Raw genomic sequence first — 20,217 nt, 5'->3', positions numbered from 1 at the left:
AAATGAATATTACTTTTATTATAGATACCTTTATCAAGGCTTTATATGGTGTTCCGGTAACTCTGGGAATCATGGTTGTAGCAATTTTATTGAGTTTTCTACCTGCTTTATTTCTCGCTTTAGGGCAGATTTATAAGTTGAGAGGTGTCAAGACTTTTTCAATTGTTTATCTTGCATTTATTCGGGCAACACCTCCAATTCTGTTAATTTTATTTTTTTATAGTTTATTCCCTAGTTTGTTAAATCAATTTTTTAAGGGAATTGGGAGTCACATAGATGTCTTCAAAGTTAATCCGATTTACTATGCTTTTATTATCTATAGCTTGATGACGACAGGAAGTTTATCGGAAATCATTCGATCAGCATTACAAACTGTTGATAAAGGTCAACTAGAAGCTGCACAAGCCATAGGTTTAACAACAAGACAAGCTTATCTGAGAATCATTTTTCCTCAGGCACTTAAGTCTGCTCTTCCCAATTTGTGTAACTTAGTTATCAATATTGTGAAAGGAACGTCACTTGTCTTTGTTATGACGATAAAAGATATTACCGCAATTGCACGAGTTGAAGCAGCATATGGATATCAATATTTTGAATCTTATTTTGTCATCTTCATTCTATATTTAATCATTTGTGGTATCATTCAAGTTCTCTTTAACCTTGGAGAAAGAAAATTGCAATTTACATAGAGGGAGTCACTATGCTAGAAGCTAAACATATATCAAAAACATTTGGGGATCGTCAGGTTCTTGTTGATGTTAATCTACAAGTGAAACAGGGAGATGTGGTTGTCATCTTGGGACCATCAGGTTCAGGAAAAACAACTTTCTTACGTTGCCTTAATCATTTGGAGAAAGCAGATGGAGGTCAATTAACAATTTCGGGTAAGGACTACTCTTTGGATAAGTTATCAAAGAAAGATATTTTAGATATCCGAAAGAAGACAGCTTTTGTATTTCAACACTACAATTTATTTGCAAACAAGACTGCCATCGAGAATATCTTGGAAGGTTTAGTGATTGCTAGGAAAGTTCCTAAAAGTGAAGCGCACCAGATTGCTGAAGAAGCACTTAAAAAAGTTGGTCTTCTGGATTTTAAAGATTACTACCCATCACAACTTTCAGGTGGACAACAACAACGTATTGGTTTAGCCAGGGCTATAGCAGTTAAGCCGGAGGTTATCTTGTTAGATGAACCAACATCGGCCCTTGATCCAGAACTAGTTGGGGATGTTCTGGATGTCATGAAACAACTTGCTCATGAAGGAACAACAATGGTGGTTGTTACTCATGAAATGGGGTTTGCACGAGATGTAGCTAATCATGTCGTTTTCATGGATGGCGGTCATGTCATCGAAGAGGGGAGTCCAAAAGACATTTTTTACAGACCAAAAGAAAAACGTACACAACAATTTTTGGCACGTATTCTTTCTGATGCTAGTTATGATTTGGAATATATGATTTAAAAAATCTACTGAATTAAATAGGAATGAAAAAAACAAAGACGAGTTTAGTTAGTCTTTGTTTTTTTATTGCTTATAGGTAGTCTACTGAAAGAATAGGAGTGTTCTTTTTAGCCGGTACACGCGTTTTCACACCATTATTCCCTTTAGGGAGACGTAATTTTGTAGTTCCTTGGTTTGAAGAATTTGTTTGGTGTTTGTAGTTAACAGGGATACGTGTTTTCACACCGTTATTACCTTTAGGAAGACGAAGTTTTTTAGCACTTGTTGGTGTAACTGGTGTTACAGGTTTTTCAGCTGTTCCTTCACTTATTTCCTTGTAAACATAAGTGATTGTCACAGTATTTGAGATACGAATTTTGTGTGACTTAATTTCTTGGTCATCAATTAATTGTAGCTCATATGTTTTACCATTTGCCTGGATTGTTTTAGGAGCAGTAGGGAAATAGGCGTAGTAAGCTAAATCAATATCGCGTCTAACCATGTTGACTTTGATTGGAGCAATTTCCTGTCCTTTATCATCAATAAAACGGGCTTGTTGCGCGACAGTTGGCGCAAGGTCAACATCATCATAGAAGTAGGTAACATCAATAATAGGACTTGAAGCAATCCCTTTTTTAGGTGCGCCGTAATTACTCTTATTGTTAAGTACCATGTCGTCGTATTTAGCAAAATACCATGTTTTTCCGTTTTCATCGGTAACCGTTGCTGGCGCAAAAGTAGCTGTGTCGTATTCAGTAAAAGCAGGAGTTTTAATCGTTGCGTAAAGCACATCTTTTTGAGAGCTGAATTGTGAGTAACTTGCTTCAGTTGTTCGACGGATGTGATGAATACGAACTTCTGACACGCGTTCATCAACTGTTGGTGTGTTTACAACTGAATTTGATTCTTCAAGATTTACAGGAGTTGTATTTTCAATTGCTGGTTTAGGTGCAGTTACTTCCTCACTAAGAACAGCAGTGCTCGCTGAGTTAACCTCAGTTGCAGGATTAGCTGTGCTTGCGGATTCGTTAGCCAGATTGACATCAAGGGCTGAAGCAGGGATGTTTTCAACAACTAGGTTTTCAAAAGAAGTGTTATCAAGAGCCTCTGTAGCGGGAAGACTTACTGATACTTCTTGTTCATCTGCAAGCGCAGTAGATGATAGTCCAAGTGCTAAAATTGCAGCACTAAGACCAATAGTGGCATGTAATTTCTTATTCATATTCATTAATCCTCCTTGATATATCATGATTATAACAGAGGTTATTATAAAAGTCAAAAAAATTAAAGAACGCAAATGAAAATATTTTGTTTGATACTTAAAATAATTTAAAAACATGATAACAATAGTATATTACGAGTATTAATGTACTATTATATTTAAAAATTAGGTCTACTTATGATTTTGTAGAGATTCATAAAAGTAATATTTTTATTTAATAAAAATATTATAATCAGAAAACATCAATAAATAAGAAAGGATGCTAGAGTCCTCCTAGCCTATAATTTTAGTATCAAAAAAACCGAGACGTATGTCTCGGTTTCATCTCATATTATCTTATCACACCACATGTCCATCTTTATCGAAGGTATAGAGTTTACCGTCGATGAGGACAGAGCGGTTCGTGTATCTTTCCCCTGTTCTAGGATCGAAATAGTAGGTGTAGTTATCAACTGTGACAAAGCGTCCAAGGACTTGTTTGCCATCAGCGTCGAAGTAAAGGACTTTGCCGTCAACTTCTTGGAAGCCGGTAACTTTCTCACCTTTGTCATTGTAGTAATAGTTGTCACCTTTATCGTAGACGATACGATTGCGGTAGGCAGGTTCACCCTTGCGGTCAGCAACTACACCATTGTCATCGGTATTGTAGGCTCTGTCTCCTATGACAAAACGTCCTGTTTCAAGGTTTCCACTAGCTCGGAAGTAGTAGTTCTTGCCGTCGATGGTTTGCCAACCGGTAAGCGCAGCTCCATCGTTGCCATAGTAGCGTGTTGGGTAGTATGGATAGCGTGGAGAACCTTCATAATTGTATGATTTTGAAAAGGCGTTGCGTGTCATGATACCAGTCAGTTGGTCGAATTGGTAAGTTTTACCGTTAATTGTGACTTCTGTTCCTTTGGCTTGACGGCCATCTTCATAGAAATAGTAACTGACGCCATCAAAGGTCTTCAAGCCAGTGACTTTTTGACCATTTTCATAGAGATAACTTGTGCCACTACGATCCGTCTGCAATTGGTCAAAGTGGATGGCTTTTTCTTTTGTCGCATCAATACCCTTGGCATCAAAATTAAAGGTTACGCCACGATAAGTAAGGGCCTTGTTAGTTGTTGCAATGGCCACGTTTGTGGTCACTTTTTGGCCATTTGGTGCTGTGAAGGTCATTGGTGTTGAGTCGAAATGGTAGAGGTGCCCATTAAGAATGTCCCATTGGTCAATAGTTGACCATTGTGATTGTCGGACACTGCTATATTTAGATCCAAGAATCTTACCATCATATTGATAAGGACCTTCTTTGATTTTACCATCAGTATCTGTGATATAGACGTCTTTAAGTTCATAATCATTTTCACCAGTACGCTTGAACTCAGGATATAGACCGTTTGTCAAGAGTTTTCCATCTGTGCTAAAGAGCTGAGAGTTGACAACTCCTGTGTAGAGACTTCCTTTAGAGGTATCATTATCAGAATAGTCGCTACCGTAGTATCGGTTGCCATCAACTTCAAACCAACCTGTCTTGAAGGCACCATCACTTCCTGCGTAGTAGATTGTTTCAGAGAAGTCACCGTAATGGTCAGTGGATGTATCATGATAAAAGGCGTTGCGAAGAACAGCACCGGTGTCTTTGCTGGCGAAGTAGTGTTTATCACCTATGGTGAAGAAAGCACCTCGGACTTGTTGGCCCTTATCGTTAAAGTAGTAGAGGTCCTTGTTAATAGTTTGTAAACCAGTGACCTTTTTACCATTAGCGTCGTAGTAGTACCATTCTTGATCGCTACCTTTAACAAATTGATTTCGATTTGAGGTTTGAGCAGTTTTAAGAGTCGCCACACCATTGCTATCAAAGTTATAGACCGTACCGTTTAAGGTAAGTGAGCGATTAACCCACTTGTCACCTGTATTTGGATCGAAGTAGTAGGTTTTGCCGTCAATAGTAACCAGTTGTCCCTTGGCTTGGACACCATATTCGTGGAAATAAAGGTTCTGTCCGTTAATGGTTTGGAAACCAGACACGGCTTTATCATCAGCTCCGAAGTAGTACCAAGAGTTATCTCTATTAACGAATTGGTTGGTTACTGGATTTCCATTGTCTTTGTCGAAATAGTAGATATCGTTATCGTAGTAAAGGAAGTCCCCTTTGACTTGTTGACCACTATCATTGAAGTAGTGAAGGCTACCATCTACCGTTTGAAAGCCATGAAGCGCTTTACCGTCTTTACCAAAGTAATACCAATTACCCTTGTCGTCAGAAACATAGCGATTGGTTACCATAATACCAGTCTTAGGATCAAAGTAATACTGTTGTCCGTTCAGGTTTTGAACGCTTGTCTTGTAGTCAACTTGGCTACGGTCTAGGAATTCGGTGTGGAAACCAAATGGGGCTGAGAAGCCTTTAGTTGCCTTGTAATTGTCGAAGTAGTACCAGTTGCCCGACTTATCTGAGACAAAGACAGAATCAGGTTGATTACCAGTAGCATCTAAGTAGTAAAGATTGCCATTCTCAGTGATGAAGTCATCTTTTACCATCTTGCCATCTTTGTCAAAGTAGTAATAACCAAAGTATTTATGGTTTGCATAATCAAGATATTGGCGACCTGTTACACGACGTCCATTGTCTTTATCGAAATAGTAGCTATCACCATTAATAGTGACGATTTCGTTTTTAGCTTGTCGGCCATCTTCGTGGAAGTAGAGGTTAAAGCCATCGATGTTCTGTGCACCAGTGACGGGTCTCCCATCTTTACCGAGGTAATACCAGTTGTGGTTGTTGTCTTCAATAAACTGGTTACGTTTGTTCGTTTCAGGTAGAACTGCTGTCAAACGACCTTGGGCATCAGCATTGTAGGCTTGACCATTGATGTTGATAGAGGTATTGGTTACCTTACGTCCATTGGCTTTGTCATAGTAGAAAGATTGTCCATTTTCAGTGATAATCTCCCCTTTGGCTTGCTTGCCATCCTCGTGGAAATAAAGGTCGAAATGGTCAACGTTTTGGGCACCTGTCAGATTTTTGCCGTCTTTAAGGTAGTACCAGTTGCCCTCAGCATCACTATTGAATTGACCACCAGAAACGACTGTAGTTTCAACAGATTTCGGTGCTTGGCTATTCACGTCAGTAGCTGTGTTAGCTGTTTCTGAAGTTGAAGTAGCAGTTCTCGTTTCGCCACTAGACAAATTGTAAGTGCTACTTGCTTGGTCTTCTTTAAGGACTGGCTGCTTTTCCGTTGTAACAGTAGCAGTTGTATCAGCTGCATTATTGGTTGCGACTTGATCAGCTTTTGTCGTATCTACAGTTGTTTCTGTGACGACAAGATCAGGATCCTGGCTGACACTTTCAGGTGTGCTAGCTGAGGTGACTTGATTTGCAGCTTGTTCGTTGGCAGAGACACCAACGCCAATCAATGAGGCACCAAGTGCCAAACCAGATACGGCAATGGTAACCCATTGTTTTTTCACTTTATGAAGTTTAAAATGAACTTTATTTTCCATAAAAGTTCCCCTTTTCCTTTTTAATGACCCAATTCTAACATCTTTCATTAGAAGAATCAAACGCATTCATAAGATTTTCATGTTTTTTCTAAAAATTGAAAATTCTTTCGAGAGAAGGATTTGAGAAACAAAAAAGAATGCTAAAGGACCACTTTAGCAAGCCCCTTTTAATCGAGATGTATGTAAAATTAAAAAGCAATAAATGGGAGTTCTCATTTTCGGCATAGCATTCAACAATAAAAGTATAAAAATACAGAAAAAGGCGCATTTAGACCAAGAAATATGGTATAATAGTTAGGTATTTCGCAAAAAATGGAGTATAAAAATGAGTGTTTTTCGTAAAAAGGATGTTGGTCTCGCTCAGACTGAGATGAAACGACATCTGACCCTTAGGGATGTGGTCCTTCTGGGAATCGGTGCTATGGTTGGTACAGGAATCTTTACGATTACTGGTACCGCAGCATCGACTCTGGCTGGTCCTGCCCTGATTATTTCGGTCTTGATTTCAGCCGTGTGTGTTGGGATGTCAGCGATTTTCTTTGCTGAGTTTGCCTCACGTTATCCATCAGCCGGTGGTGTTTATGGTTATCTCTATGCTGTCTGGGGGGAGTATCCTGCCTGGATGGGTGGCTGGTTGACCATGATTGTCTTTATGAATGCCGTATCCAGTGTTGCCTCTGGTTGGGGTGCCTACCTCAAGGGGCTACTAGCTAGCTTTGGTCTTAAGTTGCCTCAAGCCATCAGTGGACCTTTCAATCCCAGTCAAGGCACTTACATTGACCTCCTGCCAGTCTTGGTCTTGGTCTTGGTGACGGCTCTTCTTCTCATGAATTCTAAGCAGGCTTTGCGTTTGAACTCCCTCTTGGTAGTGCTCAAATTTTCAGCCTTGACGGTCTTTATCTTAGTGGGGCTCTTCCATTTGAATCCTAGCAACTGGGCAGATTTTGCACCATTTGGCTTTGGGCAAATTTATGGAGGAAAGACAGGAATAATGGCAGGTGCCTCCCTCATGTTCTTTGGATTCCTTGGTTTCGAGTCTATCTCTATGACAGTAGACGAGATTAAAGAGCCGCAAAAGAACGTTCCCCGAGGTATCGTTCTTGCCTTGATTATCGTAGCTTCACTTTATGCAGTGGTTTCGCTGGTCTTGACAGGAGTGGTTCACTATACCAAGTTGAATGTTGATGATGCCGTGGCTTATGCCCTTCGCTATATCGGTATTTCTTGGGCGGCCAACTATGTATCAGTGGTTGCTATTATGACCTTAATTACGGTATGTATTTCAATGGCCTATGCTCTTAGCCGTATGGTTTATAGCCTGGCGCGTGATGGTTTCCTTCCTCAAACCTTCCAAAAGGTTTCAAAGACTAATAAGGTTCCACATCATGCGACACTTTTGACAGGTGCTTTGTCAGCTATCTCAGCAGGTATCTTCTCTTTGGCCAATATGGCGTCCTTGGTTAACATTGCGACCTTGGCTTATTTGGTCCTCTTGGCTATTGCCCTCATTATTCTTCGTAAGGACAAGGGCTTGCCACAGAAGGAAGAGTTTAAGGTTCCATTTGTTCCTGTCTTGCCCATTATTTCAATTATCGTCTGCCTCTCCTTTATGAGTCAGTACAGTTGGCAGACATGGTTAGCCTTTGGTTTGGCAGTGCTAATTGGGTCAGCTATCTATGCCTTTTACGGTTACAAACATTCTAAGTATTAAGATGAAAACGTTAGGTCTGATGATCTAGCGTTTTTTGATATAATGGAAGGGAAGTAAAAGCAGGAGTAGATTGATGAAATCAGACCAGATGTGGCAAGCCTATAAGATTTTAAATCAGACAATCGGAGATAAGATTGATGCCTGGGCCTTTGGCGTGGAAGCAGATTATTTGGCAGAACTCGTATTGATGGGGCAAAAGACAGCAACCAGTTCAGCTTTTGACTTGTATGCAGTGGGGAATGAACCATTGCCCAAGGAAAATGAACTGAGCGTCATTCTTGATAGTAAGGAGAATGCTATTTGTATTATTGAAACGACGAAAGTTGAGATTATCCCATTTAAAGAGGTTTCTAAAGACCATGCCTACAAGGAAGGTGAAGTAGACCGTGGGCTAACCTATTGGAAAGAGCTTCATGAGAATCTCTTTAGCAATTGGTTGGAAGAGGTTGGATTACATTTTAGTCAGGAAAGTCTAGTTGTTTTAGAAGAATTTAGAGTGGTCTATCCTAGAAATTGAAAGTTCCCAATATCTTGAGGACTTTTTTACTTTAAGGAAAGATTAACTTTTCTTTAAGCCTTGTCTTAGCTTTCTCGTGTTTAATAGAGTCATCACAAAAGTAAGTAAGAGGTAGAACATATGACATACAAACATAGCAAACAAACACAAGAACGTTATGCCATTAAGAAATCATCAAAATGGAAAACTGCAGGTTCAGTTCTAGTAGCGAGCTTAATTTTTGGAAGCTCTGTTGTCTTAAATGAAAATAAGGCTTCAGCTGATGAGACGAACACTGATTCAACGCTCTCAACGGTTACGACGGGTGAAACCACTGCTGATTTAATTGAAGAAAGTGTGCAGACAGAAGATTCGTCAAGCACTACTGAAACAAGCACAGAATCGGCTACAAGTACTTCAACTGCGGCTTCAACTTCAGACACTGATTCGTCAACAATAAGTACAACAAGTACGACAGAGGACACGACTGCTACATCAACAAGCAGTGAAACATCTGACAGTTCAGGAACTGATACAACTTCAACAACAAGTTCTTCAGAAACTTCAGAAACTACAACTGAAGAGACTTCAGATACAGCAACGACCACTACAGAAGAAAACACTAGCACTAATACAAGCACAAATACCACTGAAGCGACTGCCTCAGAAACGGCTTCTGTTCTAACTAACAATTCTTCTGATACTGCTTCTGAGGCAACAACTGAGTCTAACGGCACTGATTCAGAAAGCACGACGACCACGATTACCTTTAATGGGACAACTGTTGTAACGAGTGATAGTAGCACAGTAACAGTTGATGGTACTACCGTTACCATTAATCAATCAGGATCATACACTTTGACCGGAAATGGTTCAAGCTATACTATTATTGTAGCGGGAAGCGTGACAGATCCAGTTACAATCTACTTGGATGGTGTGACTTTAACGGATTAGTCTATTACTTCCAATTCTTCAGCAGAATTGACGGTGAATGTTCTTTCAGATAGTTCCATTTCATCAACCTCTGATAACGCAATTGAAGCGACTGGGGCTTTGACAATCACAAGTGGTACTGGAAGTACTCTGACTCTTTCAAGTACTGAAAAGCATGCCATCAAGGCTGACAGTGTAACGATTGACTCTGTAACACTTGATTTGACTTCTGAGGCCAAGGATGGCATCAATGCAACGACAGCTGTAACCATTAAAAATGCCACAGTCAATATTACAGCAACAGATGACGGTATCCAAGTGGAAGACGAAACAGATGTTAATAGTGGTGATTTGACGATTACCGACTCAACGGTAACCATTAATGCAACTGACAAAGGTATTACGGTTACGGATGAATTGACTGTCGAAGGCAATTCTAAAGTAACAGTCGTAGCAGGTGACGAAGGCCTTGAAGGGCGTTATATCAATTTGACAGGTGGAACCGTTGATATCACTGCTGGTGATGATGGTATTAACGCCACTGAGTGGACGACCAAGGACAGCGCTGATACTTCAAGCTTAACCAATTCGACTTCTGATTTGGAAAATGAAGTGGGCATCAATATTGACGGTGCAACGGTAACTATCTTGGCAGAAGGTGATGGTATCGACAGTAACGGCAATGTGACAGTGAAAAGTGGTTCTCTCTATGTCGCTCAGACAAGTGCAGATAATGCTGCTATCGACTACGATGGAACAGGTATTATTTCTGGCGGTACCGTTTGGGCCATAGGTAACCAAGGAATGGCTCAGGCCTTTACAACGGGTTCAAGCCAGTCTTATATCATGGCCAACATCTCTGGTAGTGCTGGAGATACCATCACAGTTACAGATAGTTCTGGAAATGTTGTAGCGACCACAACAGCAACAACTTCATTTGGAAATGTGGTCTTTAGTACCGAGAGTCTAACTTCGGGTGAAACCTATACCATTACGACATCAAGTGGTGCTAGTGTGACTGCAACAGCTACTGAAGAAGGCACAAACAATGGTCCTGGTGCTGGTGGCATGGGCGGCTTCCCAGGTGGTGGTTTTGGTAACAGTTCAATGTCTGATAACTTCGGAGGCTACGGCGGACCAACTAGCTATGGTGGCAGCTCTACAAATACGGGTACCGTCAATACCCCATGGGGCCAATCTGCTTCGACAAGTTCTGAGAATACAACTAGCACAAGTAGTACAAGTTCAACAAGCCAGACGGCTAATACTGGACATCCAACCCCACCAAACTTTGCTAGTCAAACAAGTAACTCAAACTCTATAAATATGAGCTCTACGACAAGCAGCAGTGCTAATCAACCAGCTACCAATGATCCAGCAATGACAGCGACAAACACAGCTTTATCAAATCAAAATACGCCAACATCAAATCCTTCAAGCTCTGAAGGAGCATCGCTTAAATCAAATACCTCTCTTGCTAACCAGCCTACAAAAGAGCAATCGACACAAACAATGACTAATGCGACAAGCAGTGCCCAACAACAAGCTCAAGAGACTGCTGAGAAATTGAATAAGATTCTTACTCAAAATCAAACTTCTGAAGCAGCAAAAGGTCAGACAAGAGAAGTTTCAAGTCAAAAGGAAAATGTAAGCTCAGTCGTACAAACTAATCTTGCTCAGAAACAAAATACCCAAACAAGCTCTAAGGCTAATCAGTCATCTAAAAGTTCACAAAGCAATCAAACAAGTAAATCAAGTCTACCAAATACTGGTGATGTGAGCAGTTTGGGACTAGGTGCATTAGGGGCTGTACTTATGACAACATCATTTGCAATTAAAGGAAGCAAGCATTCTCGTAAGTAATTCTAGTTAAGAACATAAAGAAAAACAGAAGCCCTCTTCAAAAAAGGAAAAGAGCTTCTGTTTATTTATTATTATTTTTTAGAAAAAGCATTTTTAAGGCCTTCAACAGCACCTTCAACGCCTTCTTTAACATCTTCGATACCGTCTTTTGCTTTTGCTACCACTTTTTCAACAGCACCTTCGACTTCAGTCTTTTTGTCGCCAGTCAGTTTACCAGCACCCTCTTTAAGAGCGCCTTTAGCTTGATTCAATTTATCTTCGATTCCCATAGTAGAACCTCCTTTTTATGATGAGACCATTGTAGACAATATTAAACGGTAATGCAAGTGATTTGTTTAATAAGTAACGACATTAATGTTTCCTTTATCGTATTCAGCAATAAAGATATCCGAAACGTTTTCATATCCTAATTTTTGAAGCTCTTCATTTAACCAATCTTCCGTTTTACCAATAGTATCAAGAATTTCTGTTTGAATGACCCCATCAGTAACGATTGGGTATTTCGGATTTTCATCACCCGCACGAACCACAATCAATTGGCCGTTCTGTTCAATAACTGCACGTTTAACCTCTTTAAGTTGAAAAATTCCTTGGGAACGTAATTTTAAAGCGACATCAGAGGCTGAAAGTCCTTTAGAGCGACAAGCTTCAGGATCTAGTTGACCATGTTTGATGATGACAGTTGGTTTACCGTCAATCAAATGTTTGATAAAGAGAATATTGGTAATTAGCCATTTTAGAAGTAAAATCAAAATCGTCCAAATAATCAAAATCACGATATATTGGAGGATTGAAACGGTACTACTATAAATTGTACCACCGAGGATTGCACCAAGAACAAAGTTCTGTACTTGGTCAGTAGCTGAGCTAGGTGCTAGGTTTCCTTTACCTGTTAAATTGATAACAAAGACGAGTGAAATAAGCCCCAAAGCTAGTTTAATTGCAACAGCAAGATAAAAAGATGTCATTTTTTAACCTCCACGAGTTCAACATCAGACTTGTAAAGTTTTATTTGTTCTAGCAAGTAGCTGTCAGGTTCTGAACCTGAGATGGCACGATAGTACTTGTTTCCAACTTTGAGAATAGCACCATCTGTAGTGGTAGAAGTATTAACATAAACCTTGCTCTTATCAACGTCGAGATTTTTAGAGACAACCTCGATAAAGTGAAGAGATGCTCTAAATTGGTTATCGTTTGATTGATTGCTTTGGAAATTACTGATAGCAATTAGAACCACGGCAACTAAGGTTAGAATAGAAATAATAGAGAGTTCACGAAACTTAGTATCATGGCGTTCTTTGAAGGCTTTAAAAGCAAATACACCGGTCACTAAAATAAGTCCTGCAGTAATGGCAACCATAACCCAGTTTTGTTGGCTAATCTGACTTAGCACATAGTCGTAGGAATAGAATTTCATTGAGAGATTTCCTTTCATAAAATACTTCTATCATTATAGCTAAAAAATTTACTTAGTACAAATAGGTAGAGGTAGTATACAATAAGTTGTGTAAACACAAAAAGAAATAAATCCGTTATAGTAGAGTTGCGAAACATTACCAGAAAGAGATTTATTCCTATGACTCAGCTTACCACAGAACTACTTAACTTCCTAGCCCAAAAGCAAGATATTGATGAATTTTTCCGTACTTCTCTTGAAACGGCTATGAATGATCTACTTCAAGCAGAATTGTCAGCCTTTTTAGGGTATGAGCCTTACGATAAAGTAGGCTATATTTATGGTAATAGTCGTAATGGAACGTATTCACGGAAATTTGAAACCAAATATGGGACTGTTCAGTTGAGCATTCCTAGAGATCGTAATGGAAACTTTAGTCCAGCTTTGATCCCCTCTTATGGACGTCGAGATGACCACTTAGAAGAGATGGTTATCAAGCGGTTGAGTGTCTTGGTAAGACAGGTCAACTCTTTAGTTTTCATGACAATCCAAATCCAAATTGCCCAGTTGGAGCTCATATTCATGATGTCTTGGATCAAAAATTGGAGAGAATACACCTGGCTATGGAGGCGGAGCTTGGTCAGAACCAGTCTAGAACAAGTCGTGGCAGATGCAGAGAGTCAAATGAAGGATTAAGAGGGAGAGATGCCCTCTTTTTTTCTTTGGATAATTTTGATAAAATAGAATCATTAAAGGAGGAAGAAATGTATCTCGTTATAGGAATTATATTAGCCTTTATAGTGTCATTTTGGAAGGATAATAGAAGTTTGTGGAATCCAGTATTATTTTTATTATCTCTTATTTCAAGTTATATTTATCTATCCGACCTTTTTTATAAAAATGGGAATGAGAATGTTCAGGATGCTTTATTTGGCTTTGCCTTTGTTTTACTCCCCTTGCTGATTTTTCTGAGTGGTATCTTTTTAATCTATAATGGCGTTATCCTGCTGAAGCGAGAGGGACGTTCAAAGGCTAATTATCTCTCAACGCTCTTTGGAATAGCCATTTTGCTATTTTTTGCCTTGATGTTATTTCGCTTTGGAGATAGAGGCGATTTATTGTTCAATAACCATCTGATCAATATTCTATTTGTATTTATCACTTATTCTTACTTTATTTTTGGTTTTGCCTTTGCAGGTTTTATGTTGTACTCTATCTTGTATCTCTTTATTCCTAAGAAGAAGCATTATGATTTTATTGTCATTCATGGTGCAGGTTTGTTAGGTGGAGAAAAGGTAACACCTTTGCTGAAGAGGAGGATCGATAAGGCAGTAGAAGCTTACCACAAGTCTAAGAATCCTCATATTAAAATCATAGCCAGCGGTGGACAAGGGGCGGACGAAAAGATTTCTGAGGCACAGGCGATTGTTAACTATTTACTAGAAGAAACAGATGTGCCAAGAGAAGCAATCATCCTAGAAGATAAGTCAACTACTACCTACGAAAACCTCCTCTATTCTAAAGAACTTGGCGAGAAACTGGTAGCTAAACCACAATTTCTCTTTGTAACAAATGATTATCATGTCTTTAGAACTAGTACCTATGCTCGCAAGCTAAAAATGAAAGGTGATGGTCTAGGTTGTCGGACAGCGGGCTACTACATTCCATCAGCCTTTATCCGTGAATATGTAGCCTTGTGTGTAAAATTAAAGTGGCTCTTTATGTTCTTATACGGATTATTATTTTTATCCCTGCTATTTTCCTATAAGGGAATTCTTTGGTAATAATGTACATTTTAAAAGACCTAGAATGCACATGAAAGTATGTATTCTAGGTCTTTTGTTTTGTATATATTTGATTTTCAAGAGTACTATCTATTTTTCTAGGCCTGGTAACGGGTATCAATCAATAATTGGGTAAGGCACCCCATGGTTTCCCTTTCTTTTGGAGTGAGGGATTGAGCTTGGACAAGAGATGATGAATAGGTTCAATAGCCTTGAAGGAAGACAGGTCATTGATGGAGCTAATACCAGCATCAAGAATAGTGCCAAAGAAGAGGTCGAAGTAGAGCTGGAGTTCCTCATCAGGGACTGTGGCCACCCACTCCTTGAAGGTTGTGTCTACTTGTTGGCTATCACTGTTGGTCTTTTCCAGTTGGACGAAGTGCTTGTCCTATATCTGCCAACTAAAGGTATCGTGCTGGGCGATACCACCCAAGGCAGTACTTTGAACGATAATTTGGTGGGCAGGAATTTCCAGCATCATACCGATAATGGAACCTTGTGGAATGAAGACCTTGGTTCTATCCATTATCCTAATGTGAATGAAGTGTTTGTGAAGTCCCAGATGGATGGGGAGAAAGGATATTTAGAATACAGGTGATGTATGAATTATAAAATTATGATTGTAGAGGATGATCCAGATATTGCAGAATTGGTTTCACGCCATTTGGAGAAATTTGGATTTACTATTGAAAAATGTATAGAGTTCCATAATGTTTTAAAAGAATTTGAAAAAGCAAAACCACATCTGGTGCTGTTGGATATTAATCTGCCTGCCTATGATGGATTTTATTGGTGCGGAAAAATCAGAGAAAAAAGTTCCTGTCCGATTATTTTTATGTCTTCCCGTAATGCAGATTCGGATCAGGTGTATGCGATGATGAATGGTGGAGACGATTATGTGACAAAGCCGTTTTCACTGGATGTGCTTACAGCAAAGGTTACAGCCATTCTTCGCCGTACTTATGGTGAATATGTCACAGCTGTTACGAATGATTTGAGTTGTGGAGACTGTAGCTTTTCACAAAATCGTCTGGTACTTCGGTGCAATGGGAAAGAAACGGAATTATCTAAGACAGAAGCAGGCGTAATACGGATCATGTTTCAGAACTATCCGGATGTCGTAAGCCGCGAAGATCTTCTGAATGAAATTTGGGATAATGATAATTTTGTGGAGGAAAACACTTTAAATGTGACCATCAGCAGGATCCGTAAACGCTTAGACGGTATCGGCTCTACGTTGAATATAAAACCAGTCAGAGGCATAGGATATCGTTTGGGAGATGATGGAGATGAAAAATAAACGTTTTGTAAGACATTTAAAATGTTTTTTTCTGGATCATTTATGGGTAATCCTTCTTTTTCTTGCAGCGCCAACTTTCATTATGACTGTTTATTTAACGGTGATCAATGAGAATCCCGAGGGAGCATGGTGGTATTATGTATTACTATCCTTATTTGTTCTGTTTTGCTTTCTGCTCTACAGATTATATTCAACATGGGACTTTTATGAAATACTTTGTGATGAAGATAAGGCTATGGAAGATTTCCTGATCAGAGAACCGAAAGGACGTGAGGAACAGCATTATCGGGAATTGATTGAGCAGCAGCACCGCATATATCTAAGTCGTATAACTCGTCTGGAGGAGCAGCAAAAGCAAAGCAAGGTCATGATCTATCGGTGGGTGCATCAGCTTAAAACACCTCTGTCTGTAATCCGTCTGATCTCAGAAAACAAAAAAAGGTGATTCTGATTTTTCTAAAATAGCACATTCAGCATCGCAGATACAATATGACCTGGATCAGGTTTTAAATATGTATAAACTGGATGAAATAAAAAATGATTTTCATTCGGAAAAGGTCAATCTGAATAGTGTCTGCAAAGACTGCATCAATGAGCTGAAAAGCTCGTTCATCACAAAGGGCATTTTTCCAAAGCTTGCAGTGACGGAGGAGCTTGTGGTTTATAGCGATACCAAATGGCTGCGGTTTGTCTTGTATCAGCTTTTGACGAATGCACTCAAGTATAGCAATGAAGGTGGAAAAATCGTCATTTGTGCTGAGAATAGGGGAGATTCCGCTGTCTTGCAGATTCAGGATGAAGGCTGTGGGATAGATCCCCGTGATATCAGACGGATTTATGATTTGTTCTTCACCGGTCAGAATGGGAGACAGCGCGGAGAATCCAGTGGATTGGGTTTGTATATGGTAAAGCAGATTTTAGATTATCTGGGACACACCATTGAAGTGCAGTCAGAATTAGGAAAAGGAAGTACGTTTACAATCTATTTTAGCAACCACAAATAAGATCAATCATAACTTGTTTCAACATTTCGAGAAAGATTACAAAGTTGTCATGTTCTGTAATCTTTCTCGATTTTTATTTATGAATCTTTCTAGTATACTGACTACAGAACGATTAAGGAGGACATATTAATGTCTGTTCAAAATAATAAACGATGTCAATTTAATGCATTTCAAATTAAGATGTTTATGGCAATGCTTATGGTATTAGATCATTTGCCACATATTCCAGGACTGGTGCCACCTTTATTGGTAGGTATATTCCATGCAGTAACGCGTTGCGTAGGGGTATGGTTTGCATTTAATGCTGTAGAAGGTTTTCTGCACACAAGGAGTCAGATCCGATACAATCTGAGATTGTTTGGCTGGGCTGCATTTATGGCGGCTGGAAACGGTTTGATGGAAGTATTATTAAGAAGCAAAGATATTCATATTGATAACAATATCTTTTTGACACTGGCACTGGGGGTGTTGATTCTGAATATAATTGCAGATTCCAAAAAGTGGTTCGTAAAAAATTTCTTAACAAGAGTGCTTAAAGTGTTGTTGGCAATCTGTGTATTTATTGTAGGATTCACATTTGCCGAAGGTGGTATTATTGTAATACCATTTATGCTTATCACTTATATGTTTAGGAAATCGCCGAAAAAACGAAATTTAGGATATATTATATATGCATTAATTCTTGCAAAATTTTCTATAAGTGGCGTATTTAGCTATGACGATCCTTGGATTGCTCTGGATATGATATTATATAATTCGGACTGGTTATTTATTACAGTTCTTCCATTTATGTATCTTTACAATGGAGAACGAGGCAAAAATAATAAATTTACGAAATATTTCTTTTATGTTTTTTATCCTGCCCATTTGTGGATCATTGCGATTATAAGCTATTTTGCATAACAATAACGGAGGTTTTACAATGTCTATTTTAACAACAGAACATCTTGGAAAAATATATGAGGGAAAGGTTCCATATACGGCTTTGAGTGATATTAATTTTAGTATTGAAAAAGGTGAGTTTGTGGCAATCATGGGACCGTCAGGAAGTGGTAAGAGTACCCTCTTGAATGTAGTTTCAACGATTGATCATCCTACCAGTGGTAATGTAAGCATTGATGGACAAGATCCTCATAAAATGAATGATGATGAACTGGCACATTTCAGACGCAGTACGCTTGGTTTTGTATTCCAGGATTTTAATCTGATTCATACACTGACAGTTGGGGAGAATATCATGTTACCATTGACATTGGAGGGGATTCCTGTTCCTGAAATCAAAAAACGCACTGAGGAAGTTGCTAAGATGCTGGGAATAGAGCAGCTTCTTTCGAAACGGACTTTTGAAATATCTGGAGGTCAGGCACAGCGAACCGCTGTTGCCCGTGCAGTTGTAACCAATCCATCACTGCTGTTAGCTGATGAACCAACTGGAAATCTGGATTCTAAGGCGACAAAGGATGTTATGGAACTTTTCCAAATGCTGAATGAAACGCAAAATGCGACTATCCTGATGGTAACCCACGATTCTTTTGTGGCAAGCTATTGTAAGCGTGTACTGATCATCAAGGACGGACAGCTGTATCAGGAGATTGTCTCTGGTGGAAATCGAAGAGCTTTTCAGCAGGAAATTGCTGACGCCATGAGCCTTTTGGGAGGTGAGCCACGTGACATTATTTGATTTTGCCCGTAAAAATATCAGTCGTGACAGAAGAAATTATATATTTTACTTTGTAAATTGCGTATTTTCTGTATTTGTTTTCTTCCTGTTTACGGTTTTATCTTTCCATCCTGCTATGAGCGTCGTAGATAAACAAAGCGCAATGGGACTTATTCTTATATCAGGAGAGATTCTGTCAATTGGATTTACTATTTGTTTTATTTCTTATTCTGTAGCATGCTTTTTGAAAAGCAGAAGCAAACAATTTGGTTTGATCACGATTTTGGGAGCATCTAAAAAGCAGTTGAATAAGCTTATATTTTTGGAAAATATGGTTGTTGGATTTGTATCCATCATAACAGGTATCATTCTGGGACTGGTGTTTTCGAAATTCTTTCTCGACTTTGCCAATAAGGTCATCGGTGTAACTGATTTTACGTTTTATTTTCCGATACAGGCAATTGTTGTAACCATAATCGCATTGGGGCTTGTATTTCTATCTATTGCTTTTTTTACACCGAAGCTGATCCGCAAAAAAGAAGTCGTGCGGCTGTTAAAAACAGAGGTGACTGGTGAAGAGCCTCAGAAGTTATTGCCCTTCCTTATTATCTTTTTCATCTTAGTGGTCTTGTTGACAGGTGTTTTGGTAGGGAAAACACAGATGGCGAAAGACATACAGGAAAACTTTATTACACCTTTTGCCATGCTTCTTACGGTTGTTCTCGGGACATATCTGCTGTTTGCATATGGAATGCGCATAGCCCTTGCTCTTACCAAAGGCAGTCACGCAAAAGGGCGTCTGCTCTACAGCAGTGACAGGAAAGCGAAAATGAGGGCAAATACACAGGCAATGACAATTTCAACCGTGTTGTATGCTATTTCATTTTTTGCCATCATTATTTTGTTTTCCATGTCAACAAGCGTGAAAGAAGAAACGGAAAAGATCATGCCATATGCCATAAGTTACAATGCATGGACAGAAAATGCGGATGTTTCCGGCAATCTGGCTGTGATTGAAAAGGAACTGCAAAACCTGCCAGGATATCAGGAGGCAACCTTTGATCTGTGGTACAGCAAATCGGAGCAGTCTCTCACAGCAATCATTTCTGCCAGTGACTATAATAAAATGATGGAGTTTCTGGACAGAGAACCGGTGGCAGTTTCAAAAGACGGAGTTTTTCTCGTTACAGGAAATGTAGGAGAAACAATAAAAACAATTCCATCTGCAATGCAGACATTTTTTTGCAGAAAATGGTCTGACATTATCCGTAGAGGGAAATACGGATTCCGTCATCACTTTGTCTGGGTTTACCAACGGTATTTGTGTTTTAAATGATGCTGTTTTTGAAGCATTGCAGCCACAGATGAAAAATACAACTATCACGGCATTTCTCTATGATAATTGGGAAACGAACAGCTATAGTCCGGAAACGATAAAAAATAAGTTGAAGTCTACGATTGAGTCCAGAGATGCTAATGTAATCGATGCATACAGTTATTATGACTCTACGCGGCTGCAGAACAATCTGACCTTATACATTGGAAGTATGCTGTGCTTTACATTCATTCTTGCTGTCGCCAGCTTTATCTATTCCAGACTCTATTCGGAACTGGAAGCAGAGTGCAAAAAGTACAAAGGCATTGTCAAGATCGGCCTGTCGAAAAAAGAACTGTCCACTGCGCTGAATAAGGTGACATCCCTGATCTTGTGGATACCATTTCTTGTCGCAGTAGCATATCTGTGGATTGGAATTGTAATCAATGAGCGATATGTAATCGTTTCTAATGTGCCTGTCGCTTTCAGATGTACCATTGTGTTGTTTGCAGTGCAGACCGTAGTTTATTTTATTATTAATGTTTCCTACAAAAAGGCAGTTTTCCGTAAAGTATATCAGAGTAATGAGAGGATTTAAAAGAT

Annotated in this window: 17 protein-coding genes and 3 pseudogenes; 14 read left to right on the top strand and 6 right to left on the bottom strand. The window is 39.2% G+C overall.

Features of this window, described 5'->3' with window-relative positions; translation table 11 throughout:
- Positions 1-2: 2 nt before the first annotated feature.
- Together SSAL8618_RS06755 and SSAL8618_RS06750 are read left to right on the top strand one after the other, a co-directional pair.
- A complete protein-coding gene (locus tag SSAL8618_RS06755) occupies positions 3-689 on the top strand; it encodes an amino acid ABC transporter permease (protein WP_038676331.1) in 687 nt (228 codons plus the stop codon).
- An 11-nt stretch (positions 690-700) separates the two neighbouring features.
- The gene (locus SSAL8618_RS06750) at positions 701-1,465 is read left to right on the top strand and encodes an amino acid ABC transporter ATP-binding protein (RefSeq protein ID WP_038676329.1); all 765 of its coding nucleotides are present in this window, start codon (positions 701-703) and stop codon (positions 1,463-1,465) included.
- Positions 1,466-1,535: 70 nt separating this feature from the next.
- On the opposite strand, the gene SSAL8618_RS10635 is transcribed toward SSAL8618_RS06750, so the two are convergent.
- Both SSAL8618_RS10635 and SSAL8618_RS06740 read right to left on the bottom strand, forming a co-directional pair.
- Positions 1,536-2,666: a hypothetical protein gene (locus tag SSAL8618_RS10635; RefSeq protein ID WP_038677021.1), complete on the bottom strand. Its 1,131-nt coding sequence runs from the start codon at positions 2,664-2,666 to the stop codon at positions 1,536-1,538.
- 339 nt (positions 2,667-3,005) lie between these two features.
- Entirely contained in the window at positions 3,006-6,152 is a 3,147-nt protein-coding gene (locus tag SSAL8618_RS06740) for a KxYKxGKxW signal peptide domain-containing protein (RefSeq protein WP_038676326.1), read from the bottom strand.
- Positions 6,153-6,477: 325 nt separating this feature from the next.
- On the opposite strand from SSAL8618_RS06740, the gene SSAL8618_RS06735 reads away from it, so the two are divergent.
- The 3 genes and pseudogenes from SSAL8618_RS06735 (at position 6,478) to SSAL8618_RS06725 (ending at position 11,155) form a co-directional block, all read left to right on the top strand.
- On the top strand, positions 6,478-7,863 hold the full coding sequence (locus SSAL8618_RS06735) for an amino acid permease (RefSeq protein ID WP_038676324.1): 1,386 nt from the start codon (positions 6,478-6,480) through the stop codon (positions 7,861-7,863).
- Between the two features lie 73 nt (positions 7,864-7,936).
- On the top strand, positions 7,937-8,380 hold the full coding sequence (locus SSAL8618_RS06730) for an ASCH domain-containing protein (RefSeq protein ID WP_038676322.1): 444 nt from the start codon (positions 7,937-7,939) through the stop codon (positions 8,378-8,380).
- A gap of 120 nt (positions 8,381-8,500) precedes the next feature.
- Positions 8,501-11,155, top strand: a pseudogene (locus SSAL8618_RS06725) (carbohydrate-binding domain-containing protein).
- Between the two features lie 71 nt (positions 11,156-11,226).
- On the opposite strand, the gene SSAL8618_RS06720 reads toward SSAL8618_RS06725, so the two are convergent.
- The 3 genes from SSAL8618_RS06720 to SSAL8618_RS06710 form a co-directional block, all read right to left on the bottom strand.
- Entirely contained in the window at positions 11,227-11,424 is a 198-nt protein-coding gene (locus tag SSAL8618_RS06720; RefSeq protein ID WP_008534959.1) for a CsbD family protein, read from the bottom strand.
- Between the two features lie 66 nt (positions 11,425-11,490).
- Positions 11,491-12,123 carry a DUF421 domain-containing protein gene (locus SSAL8618_RS06715; RefSeq protein ID WP_038676319.1) on the bottom strand — a complete coding sequence of 211 codons (633 nt, stop codon included), beginning with the start codon at positions 12,121-12,123 and terminating at the stop codon, positions 11,491-11,493.
- Positions 12,120-12,572, bottom strand: coding sequence for a DUF3290 family protein (locus tag SSAL8618_RS06710; protein ID WP_021145095.1), 453 nt, complete (start codon positions 12,570-12,572; stop codon positions 12,120-12,122). Before SSAL8618_RS06710 ends, SSAL8618_RS06715 begins: the two co-directional genes overlap by 4 nt.
- Before the next feature lie 159 nt (positions 12,573-12,731).
- Here SSAL8618_RS06710 and SSAL8618_RS06705 point away from each other — a divergent pair.
- Positions 12,732-13,088, top strand: a pseudogene (locus SSAL8618_RS06705) (transposase); the annotation flags it as partial.
- Positions 13,089-13,315: 227 nt separating this feature from the next.
- Positions 13,316-14,335 (top strand): YdcF family protein, encoded by a 1,020-nt coding sequence (locus tag SSAL8618_RS06700; protein WP_038676316.1) that lies wholly within the window; start codon positions 13,316-13,318, stop codon positions 14,333-14,335.
- A gap of 98 nt (positions 14,336-14,433) precedes the next feature.
- Here SSAL8618_RS06700 and SSAL8618_RS10400 read toward each other — a convergent pair.
- Positions 14,434-14,870: pseudogene (locus tag SSAL8618_RS10400) on the bottom strand (Mbeg1-like protein); the annotation flags it as partial.
- 66 nt (positions 14,871-14,936) lie between these two features.
- Here SSAL8618_RS10400 and SSAL8618_RS06690 point away from each other — a divergent pair.
- The 7 genes from SSAL8618_RS06690 to SSAL8618_RS06665 all read left to right on the top strand — a co-directional run bounded on the left by SSAL8618_RS06690 (position 14,937) and on the right by SSAL8618_RS06665 (position 20,212).
- Positions 14,937-15,635, top strand: coding sequence for a response regulator transcription factor (locus SSAL8618_RS06690; RefSeq protein ID WP_038676313.1), 699 nt, complete (start codon positions 14,937-14,939; stop codon positions 15,633-15,635).
- Entirely contained in the window at positions 15,625-16,080 is a 456-nt protein-coding gene (locus SSAL8618_RS10235) for a HAMP domain-containing histidine kinase (RefSeq protein ID WP_052124406.1), read from the top strand. Before SSAL8618_RS06690 ends, SSAL8618_RS10235 begins: the two co-directional genes overlap by 11 nt.
- A 67-nt stretch (positions 16,081-16,147) precedes the next feature.
- Positions 16,148-16,639 (top strand): sensor histidine kinase, encoded by a 492-nt coding sequence (locus tag SSAL8618_RS10230; RefSeq protein WP_052124405.1) that lies wholly within the window; start codon positions 16,148-16,150, stop codon positions 16,637-16,639.
- A 129-nt stretch (positions 16,640-16,768) separates the two neighbouring features.
- The gene (locus tag SSAL8618_RS06680; RefSeq protein WP_038676311.1) at positions 16,769-17,542 is read left to right on the top strand and encodes a TraX family protein; all 774 of its coding nucleotides are present in this window, start codon (positions 16,769-16,771) and stop codon (positions 17,540-17,542) included.
- A gap of 25 nt (positions 17,543-17,567) precedes the next feature.
- Complete coding sequence (locus tag SSAL8618_RS06675) at positions 17,568-18,320, top strand: ABC transporter ATP-binding protein (RefSeq protein ID WP_269465085.1); 753 nt, start codon at positions 17,568-17,570, stop codon at positions 18,318-18,320.
- Positions 18,307-19,635, top strand: coding sequence for an FtsX-like permease family protein (locus tag SSAL8618_RS06670; protein ID WP_038676307.1), 1,329 nt, complete (start codon positions 18,307-18,309; stop codon positions 19,633-19,635). Before SSAL8618_RS06675 ends, SSAL8618_RS06670 begins: the two co-directional genes overlap by 14 nt.
- Positions 19,598-20,212 carry a hypothetical protein gene (locus SSAL8618_RS06665; protein ID WP_038676306.1) on the top strand — a complete coding sequence of 205 codons (615 nt, stop codon included), beginning with the start codon at positions 19,598-19,600 and terminating at the stop codon, positions 20,210-20,212. The genes SSAL8618_RS06670 and SSAL8618_RS06665 overlap by 38 nt, the downstream gene beginning before the upstream one ends.
- Positions 20,213-20,217: the final 5 nt, after the last annotated feature.

Source organism: Streptococcus salivarius (genome assembly GCF_000785515.1).
GTDB classification, from domain to species: domain Bacteria; phylum Bacillota; class Bacilli; order Lactobacillales; family Streptococcaceae; genus Streptococcus; species Streptococcus salivarius.
Note: the sequence above shows the minus strand (reverse complement) of the source record. Positions and strands in the feature narration are given on the sequence as shown.

Excerpts from the sequence above, each read along its gene's own strand:
- SSAL8618_RS06755 (WP_038676331.1), top strand. The coding sequence starts at position 3 with ATGAATATTACTTTTATTATAGATACCTTTATCAAGGCTTTATATGGT.
- SSAL8618_RS06750 (WP_038676329.1), top strand. The coding sequence starts at position 701 with ATGCTAGAAGCTAAACATATATCAAAAACATTTGGGGATCGTCAGGTT.
- SSAL8618_RS10635 (WP_038677021.1), bottom strand. The coding sequence starts at position 2,666 with ATGAATAAGAAATTACATGCCACTATTGGTCTTAGTGCTGCAATTTTA.
- SSAL8618_RS06740 (WP_038676326.1), bottom strand. The coding sequence starts at position 6,152 with ATGGAAAATAAAGTTCATTTTAAACTTCATAAAGTGAAAAAACAATGG.
- SSAL8618_RS06735 (WP_038676324.1), top strand. The coding sequence starts at position 6,478 with ATGAGTGTTTTTCGTAAAAAGGATGTTGGTCTCGCTCAGACTGAGATG.
- SSAL8618_RS06730 (WP_038676322.1), top strand. The coding sequence starts at position 7,937 with ATGAAATCAGACCAGATGTGGCAAGCCTATAAGATTTTAAATCAGACA.
- SSAL8618_RS06720 (WP_008534959.1), bottom strand. The coding sequence starts at position 11,424 with ATGGGAATCGAAGATAAATTGAATCAAGCTAAAGGCGCTCTTAAAGAG.
- SSAL8618_RS06715 (WP_038676319.1), bottom strand. The coding sequence starts at position 12,123 with ATGACATCTTTTTATCTTGCTGTTGCAATTAAACTAGCTTTGGGGCTT.
- SSAL8618_RS06710 (WP_021145095.1), bottom strand. The coding sequence starts at position 12,572 with ATGAAATTCTATTCCTACGACTATGTGCTAAGTCAGATTAGCCAACAA.
- SSAL8618_RS06700 (WP_038676316.1), top strand. The coding sequence starts at position 13,316 with ATGTATCTCGTTATAGGAATTATATTAGCCTTTATAGTGTCATTTTGG.
- SSAL8618_RS06690 (WP_038676313.1), top strand. The coding sequence starts at position 14,937 with ATGAATTATAAAATTATGATTGTAGAGGATGATCCAGATATTGCAGAA.
- SSAL8618_RS10235 (WP_052124406.1), top strand. The coding sequence starts at position 15,625 with ATGAAAAATAAACGTTTTGTAAGACATTTAAAATGTTTTTTTCTGGAT.
- SSAL8618_RS10230 (WP_052124405.1), top strand. The coding sequence starts at position 16,148 with ATGTATAAACTGGATGAAATAAAAAATGATTTTCATTCGGAAAAGGTC.
- SSAL8618_RS06680 (WP_038676311.1), top strand. The coding sequence starts at position 16,769 with ATGTCTGTTCAAAATAATAAACGATGTCAATTTAATGCATTTCAAATT.